This window comes from Dolichospermum sp. LEGE 00240 (genome assembly GCF_015207875.1).
In the GTDB taxonomy this organism is placed as follows: domain Bacteria; phylum Cyanobacteriota; class Cyanobacteriia; order Cyanobacteriales; family Nostocaceae; genus Dolichospermum; species Dolichospermum gracile.
Genome location: NZ_JADEVZ010000163.1, coordinates 1 through 1355 on the forward strand (window position 1 = coordinate 1; position 1355 = coordinate 1355).

The 1355-nt window shown below is 38.5% G+C and carries 1 protein-coding gene and 1 pseudogene; both read right to left on the minus strand.

What is annotated here, in order from left to right:
- A partial coding sequence (locus IQ226_RS25515; protein WP_370567234.1) for a calcium-binding protein occupies positions 1–630 on the minus strand: 630 nt, incomplete at its 3' end.
- 3 nt (positions 631–633) lie between these two features.
- Positions 634–1176, minus strand: a pseudogene (locus IQ226_RS26130) (hypothetical protein); the annotation flags it as partial.
- Between the last annotated feature and the right edge of the window lie 179 nt (positions 1177–1355).

The following is a 1355-nucleotide window of genomic DNA, read 5'->3' on the forward strand; positions in this document are numbered from 1 at the left end:
ATTACCTATACCGTTAATAGCGATTGTTCCTTGTAAAGTCAGGTTTTCTAAGTTGGTGGTTAGGGTGTAAGTTACACTGCTGAAAACGACATCAGTTCCTTCATTCAGATTTTCTGTGATGATATCTGCTGTATTATCCACATAATAGGAATCATTACCTGTACCACCAATCATGGTATCAGCACCAGTGCCACCATTAAGAATGTTATTGCTAGTATTACCTGTAATGATATTATTGAGGTTATTACCTATACCGTTAATAGCGATTGTTCCTTGTAAAGTCAGGTTTTCTAAGTTGGTGGTTAGGGTGTAAGTTACACCGCTGAAAACGACATCAGTTCCTTCATTCAGATTTTCTGTGATGATATCTGCTGTATTATCCACATAATAGGAATCGTTACCTGTACCACCAATCATGGTATCAGTGCCCGCACCACCATTAAGAATGTTATTGCCAGTATTACCAATGAGGGTATTATTGAGGGTGTTACCTGTACCATTAATAGCCGTCGTTCCGGTTAAAGTGAGATTTTCTAGGTTGGTTTTTAATGTCCAGGTGATAAATGATTCAACGGTATCAATACCCTGATTGGAAAATTCAACAATGACATCTCCCACATTATCTACCACATAAGTGTCATTCCCACTACCACCGATTAATAAATCTGCACCTGTTCCCCCGTTCAGATAGTCATTACCACCTTCAGTGGTTAAATCATCATTTCCTGTACCACCTTTAACCCAATCATTACCAGCAGTACCACCAAAACTGACAGTACCTGTAAAGCTACTGAAATCGAAGCGTTCGAATCCGAATACTGTTGTCCCTGGAATATCTAATTGATTGGTGGTGTTATTGGCATTTATGGAGATACTATCATCAACTGTCCCCCCGGTGATAATTAAGGTATCTGTGCCATTACCACCTTTGATGGTGTCATTTTGTTGTAAATTGGCAAAGGTGCTGGTAATGCTGTCGTCTCCATATTCAGCATCTATGATATCTTTTTGGGGTGTGGTGGTAAAGCTTTCGTTATCATTAAGATCACTTACTCCAATAATTAATTGTTTCTCGTAAGATAACCCACCTTGGTCTGTGGTTCTAACTCGAACGCTGTAACTGTTTTTGGTTTCAAAGTCAAATACAGTATTGGTTGTGAGTTGATTATTGGTAATGGTGAATAAACTATTATCAGTTGCACCTGTTCCTGTAACTAAGCTATAGGTAAGAGGGTGTTTGAAAAGTTAGAAGTTGAGTAAAAAAAGCTCTCCGGGTATAATCTGTAAATACAAAGATACAGAACCGTAGAGAGCAATGAGTAAAGTATACTCCAGCAACTTAACTAGAGAACAGT